Raw genomic sequence first — 5,780 nt, 5'->3', positions numbered from 1 at the left:
AGGCCGCTTCGGCGACGAGGCGTTCGACGGCGGCGATGGCCTCGTCGACCGCCTCGGGGTTCTGGCCGCCGCCCTGGGCGACGTCCGGCTTGCCGCCGCCGCCCCCGCCGAGCGTCTTGGCGGCCGTACGGACCATGTCACCGGCCTTGAGCCCGCGGTCGCGGGCGGCGTCGTTGGTGGCGATGACGGTCAGCGGCCGGCCGTTCGCGACGGTGAACAGCGCCACGACGGCCGCCCGGCCGCCCTGGATGCGGCCGCGCACGTCGAGGACGAGCTTGCGCAGGTCGTCCGCGGAGGTGCCGTCGGGCACCCGGCCGGCGGCCAGCGCGACCCCGCGCACGTCCTTGGCGCCCTCGGCCAGCCCGGCGGCGGCCTGGAGGACCTTCTCGGCGCGGTACCGCTCGATCTCCTTCTCGGCGTCCTTGAGCTTGGCGAGCATGCCGGAGATCTTCTCCGGCAGCTCCTCCGGCCGCCCCTTGACCAGGTCGGTCAGCTGGGCGACGACGGTGTGCTCCTTGGCCAGGAAGTTGTACGCGTCCGCGCCGACCAGCGCCTCGACGCGGCGCACGCCGGAGCCGATGGAGGACTCGCCGAGCAGCTTGACCAGGCCGAGCTGGGCGGTGTTGTGGACGTGGGTGCCGCCGCACAGCTCCTTGGAGAAGTCGCCGATGGTCACCACCCGGACCCGCTCGCCGTACTTCTCGCCGAACTCGGCGATGGCGCCCTGCTTCTTGGCGTCGTCGATGCTCATGACCTCGGCCTGCACGTCGAGTTCGCGGGAGAGCACGTCGTTGATCCGCTGCTCGACATCGGTGAGGACCGTGCCGGGCACGGCGTTGGGCGAGCCGAAGTCGAAGCGGAAGCGGCCGGGCGAGTTCTCGGAGCCGGCCTGGGCGGCGGTCGGGCCGAGCGCGTCGCGCAGCGCCTGGTGCGTCAGGTGGGTGGCGCTGTGGGCGCGCGCGATGGCACGGCGGCGCTTCACGTCGATGGCGGCGTGCGCCGCGGTGCCGACGACGACCTCGCCGACCTGGACGACGCCCTTGTGGACGTGGACGCCGGGCACCGGCTTCTGGACATCGCGGACCTCGATGACGGCGCCGGTCTCCAGCCGGATGCGGCCGGTGTCGGCGAGCTGGCCGCCGCCCTCGGCGTAGAACGGGGAGCGGTCGAGGATGACCTCGACCTCGTCGCCCTCGGCGGCGGCGGGCGAGGGCACGCCGTCGACGAGCAGGCCGACGACGGTCGACTCGTTCTCGGTGAGGGTGTAGCCGGTGAAGTCGGTCGCGCCGGAGTCGTCGGCGATCTCGCGGTACGCGGAGAGGTCGGCGTGGCCGGTCTTCTTGGCCTTGGCGTCGGCCTTGGCCCGCTCCCGCTGCTCCTTCATCAGGCGGCGGAAGCCGTCCTCGTCCACGGACAGGCCCTGTTCGGCGGCCATCTCCAGGGTGAGGTCGATCGGGAAGCCCCAGGTGTCGTGGAGCAGGAACGCCTTCTCGCCGGCCAGCACCCGGCCGCCGGCGGCCTTGGTCTCGGTGACGGCGGTGTCGAGGATGTTGGTGCCGCCCTTGAGGGCCTTGAGGAAGGCGGCCTCCTCGGCGAGCGCCACCGTCTCAATGCGCTTACGGTCCGTCAGGAGCTCCGGGTACTGCTGCCCCATCGTCTTGATGACGGTGTCCACCAGCTCGGCGACGACCGGCTCGGTGGCGCCGAGGAGGCGCATGTTGCGGATGGCGCGGCGCATGATGCGGCGCAGGACGTAGCCGCGGCCCTCGTTGCCGGGGGTGACGCCGTCGCCGATGAGCATGACGGACGTACGGAGGTGGTCGGCGACCACGCGCAGCGAGACGTCCGAGGCCGCTTCGGCGCCGTAGGCCACGCCGGTCAGGTCGGTGGCCTTGTCCATGACGACGCGCAGGGTGTCGGTCTCGTACATGTTCCGGACGCCCTGGAGGATCATCGCGAGGCGTTCCAGGCCGAGGCCGGTGTCGATGTTCTGGCTGGGGAGGTCCCCGAGGATCGGGAAGTCCTCCTTGCCGTCGCCCGCGCCGCGCTCGTACTGCATGAAGACCAGGTTCCAGATCTCCACGTAGCGCTCGTCGTTGACGGCCGGGCCGCCCTCGGCGCCGAACTCGGGGCCGCGGTCGTAGTTGATCTCGGAGCAGGGGCCGCAGGGTCCGGGGACACCCATGGACCAGTAGTTCTCCGACTTGCCGAGGCGCTGGATGCGCTCGGCGGGAACGCCGACGACCTCGCGCCAGATCCGCTCGGCCTCGTCGTCGTCGAGGTAGACGGTGATCCAGAGCTTCTCGGGGTCCAGGCCGTAGCCGCCGTCCGCCACGGAGCTGGTGAGCAGCTCCCAGGCGTACGTGATGGCGCCTTCCTTGAAGTAGTCGCCGAAGGAGAAGTTGCCGCACATCTGGAAGAAGGTGCCGTGCCGGGTGGTCTTGCCGACCTCTTCGATGTCCGGGGTGCGGACGCACTTCTGCACGCTGGTGGCGCGCTGCCAGGGGGCCTTGACCTCGCCGAGGAAGTACGGCTTGAAGGGGACCATGCCCGCGGGGACCAGGAGCAGCGTCGGGTCGTCCGCGATCAGCGACGCCGACGGCACGACATGGTGCCCACGCTCCTCGAAGAAGCGCAGCCAGCGGCGGCGGATTTCAGCCGACTCCATCAGTGGTCCTCATTCCGGTTGTACGGGTACTTCGTCTGCTGCGGGTCGAGGGCGGCGAACCCGCGCTGTACGGGCAGCGCCTGCCGCTCGGGGCCGCCCGCCGGTGCGGTCAGGCCGAGGGCGTCCTTGAGGGCCGCTTCGCGGTCCGCCATGCCGTCGCGCACGTCGAGGGCGAAGAGCTTGACCTTGCGGCCCGCGATGACGGCGCGGTCGGCGGCCTGCATGGCCAGGCTCTCCGGGGTGAGCTGGTTCAGCTTGCGGTTGACCTTGGTGGTGGCCCAGACGCCGGCGGCGACACCGGTCGTGAACCAGAAGGTGCGGCGGAACATTCCTCGGGTCAGCCTTTCCCACGGGTGCGGCGGCGGCTGCCGCGCCGGGCGGACGGCAGGCTCTTTCCGATGACGACGGTGCGCTCGGGCGCGGGCTCCGCGGCCGGCTTGCGGCCGATGGCGCGGCGGACGCCGTAGCCGAACGCGGCGACCTTGACCAGGGGTCCGCCGAAGGCGGAGGAGACGGTCGAGGAGAGCGCGGAGGCGTTCGCGGTGACTTCCTGGACGTCCGCCGCGATCGAGTCGACGCGGGCGAGCTGACTGTTGGCGGACCGTACGGTCGCGGAGGCCTCGGAGAGCAGCGGCACGGCCTGCTCGGAGACGTCCGAGACGAGCTTGGTGGTCGCCTTCAGGGTCTGCGCGAGCCTCACCAGCACCAGGGCGATGAAGGACACGAGGATCGCCCAGAAGACGGCCACGAGGATCCCGGCCACCTCTCCACCGGACACGTTGCACCGCTCCCTGCTGGTCGTAAACGTCGGGTACCGACCTTATCGCGCCGGGGCGAACGGCCCGTACCGCATTACCGCGCGGCGTCAACGGCCGCCGCGGCACGGGTGTTTACGGTCCGCTTACTTATGAGTACGCTACGTGTCTCATGCGACGCTCTCCGCACCCCGGGCTCTTCTCCGGCTCCAGTTACACGCACCCCGGCGGGCCGGGCAATCTGCCCGCGGAGCTCAATCGTTTCATCGGGCGGGAGAGCGAGCTGGCCGCGCTGGCCCGGGAGTTGGACGATCCCGACGCGCGGCTGGTGACGGTCACAGGGGTCGGCGGCGTCGGCAAGACGCGCCTCGCGACGCACGCCGCGGCGCGGGTGCAGGATCGCTTCTGCGACGGTGTGTGGCTGGTCGAGCTGTCCGCCGTGCACAACCCCGCGCTGGTGGACCACACGGTCGCGGAGGCGCTGGGGATCGCCGACGCCACGGACCGCTCGCCGCGCAGCGCGCTCGCCGGCCATCTCGCCGACCGGCGGCTGCTGCTGGTGCTCGACGGCTGCGAGCAGTTCGTCGAGGAGTGCGCGGCGCTCGCCCGCGCACTGCTGCGGCGCGCGCCGGGGCTGCGGGTGCTGGCGGCGGGCCGGCGGCCGCTGGACGTCGCGGGCGAACGCCGCTTCCCGCTGGGGCCGATGCCGGAGCCGGCCGCGGTCGCGCTGTTCGAGGACCGGGCGGCGGCCGTCGTCCCGGGCTTCGCGACGCGGCCGGGCACCGCGGCCCGCGCCACCGTCGCCGAGCTGTGCCGGCGGCTCGACGGGATTCCGCTCGCGCTGGAACTGGCGGCCGGCCGGCTCGGCGCGCTCTCCGTGGAGCAGGTGCTGCACCGCCTGGACGACCGCTTCGAGCTGCTGACCGGCGGGGCCCGCGGCGAGCTGCCGCGCCATCAGGCGCTGCGTACGGCCATCGGCTGGAGCCATGAGCTGTGCACGCCCCGCGAGCGGCTGCTGTGGGCGCGGCTGACGGTTTTCGCGGCCCATTTCGATCTGGAGGCGGCCGAATACATCTGCTCGGGGCCGGATCTGCCGGAGCACGAGGTGCTCGACGTGCTGACGGGGCTGGTGGCACAGTCCGTGCTCAGCCGGGAGGAGCATCCGACGGGGGTCCGCTACCGGCTGCTGGACACCGTGCGGATGTACGGGGCGGGGTGGCTGGATTCGCTCGGGGACGCGGAGCGGATGCGCCGTCGGCACCGCGACTGGTACATGGGGCTGGCCACCTGGTGCGAACTGGAGTGGTTCAGCCCGCGGCAGGCGGAGGTCGCGGCGCGGATCGATGTGGAGCTGCCGAATCTGCGGGCGGCCCTGGAGTGCGGTCTGACGCAGGAGGACGCCCATCTCGGCCAGTATCTGGCGGGGACGCTGTGGTTCTTCTGGGTCGGCTGCGGCCGGCTGACGGAGGGGCGGCTCTGGCTGGACCGCGCGCTGGAGCTCGACACCGGCCATGACGAGGCGCGGCTGAAGGCGCTGTGGGTGGCGGGTTACGTCTCGCTGCTTCAGGGCGACACGGTCGCGGCCCTCGGGGCGCTCACGGAGTGCGGCGACGAGGCGGAGCGTACGGGCAGCGAGCCGGCCGGCGCGTACGCGCTGCACCGCATGGGGTGCCTCGCGCTGGTCTCCGACGACATGGCGCGCGCCGAGGAGCTGCTGCGGGCGGCGCTGGCGCGCTACCGGGAGATCGGCGAGCTGAACAGCAATGTGCTGATGAGCCAGGTGGAGCTGGCGATGGCGGTCGCCTTCCAGGGCGATGTCGCGGGCGCGGTGGACCTGTGCCAGGAGGTCCGGGAGATCTGCGAGGACCACGGCGAGCGGTGGACGCTGGCGTACGCGCTGTACGTGCTGGGGTTCGCCGCCTGGACCCGCGGCGAGCCGGCGCGGGCGCGGGAGTTCCTGGAGGAGTGCCTGGTCATCGACCACGCCTTCAACGACCTGGTGGGCACGGTGCTGGCGGTGGAGCTGCTGGCGCTGCTCACCGCGGAGGGCGGCGACCCGGCGGAGGCCGCGGTGTTGCAGGGGGCGGCGGGGCGGATCTGGCGGTCGGTGGGGCTGCCGCTGTTCGGTTCGCGGTTCTTCAACGCGCCGCACGCACTGTGCGAGGAGGCGGTGCGGGGGCGGATCGGCGCGGACCGGTACGGGCGGCTGGTGCGCGAGGGGGCCGCGATGGAGCCGGGCGCGGCGGTGGCACGGGCGCTGCGCGGCTGCCGGGCGCTGCCGGCGGCGGTGCCGGGCGCGCGGAGCACGGTGGAGGCGAGGCCCGCCACCACGCAGCAGCCCGCCGCCTCCCCCTCCG

4 protein-coding genes are annotated in these 5,780 nt (G+C 72.7%); 1 reads left to right on the top strand and 3 read right to left on the bottom strand.

Features of this window, described 5'->3' with window-relative positions:
- The 3 genes from alaS to ACFU99_RS30500 all read right to left on the bottom strand — a co-directional run.
- On the bottom strand, positions 1–2,668 hold a 2,668-nt coding region (gene alaS / locus ACFU99_RS30510), incomplete at its 3' end, for an alanine--tRNA ligase (protein WP_384398151.1).
- Positions 2,668–2,997 (bottom strand): DUF6167 family protein, encoded by a 330-nt coding sequence (locus tag ACFU99_RS30505; RefSeq protein ID WP_384398149.1) that lies wholly within the window; start codon positions 2,995–2,997, stop codon positions 2,668–2,670. The genes ACFU99_RS30505 and alaS, both read right to left, overlap by 1 nt.
- A gap of 8 nt (positions 2,998–3,005) precedes the next feature.
- Positions 3,006–3,446 carry a DUF948 domain-containing protein gene (locus ACFU99_RS30500; RefSeq protein WP_384398147.1) on the bottom strand — a complete coding sequence of 147 codons (441 nt, stop codon included), beginning with the start codon at positions 3,444–3,446 and terminating at the stop codon, positions 3,006–3,008.
- A 149-nt stretch (positions 3,447–3,595) separates the two neighbouring features.
- Here ACFU99_RS30500 and ACFU99_RS30495 point away from each other — a divergent pair.
- A partial coding sequence (locus ACFU99_RS30495; protein WP_384398145.1) for an ATP-binding protein occupies positions 3,596–5,780 on the top strand: 2,185 nt, incomplete at its 3' end.

It is taken from the genome of Streptomyces sp. NPDC057654 (assembly GCF_042800135.1).
GTDB lineage: Bacteria > Actinomycetota > Actinomycetes > Streptomycetales > Streptomycetaceae > Streptomyces.
This window is presented reverse-complemented; position numbering and strand designations above follow the sequence as displayed.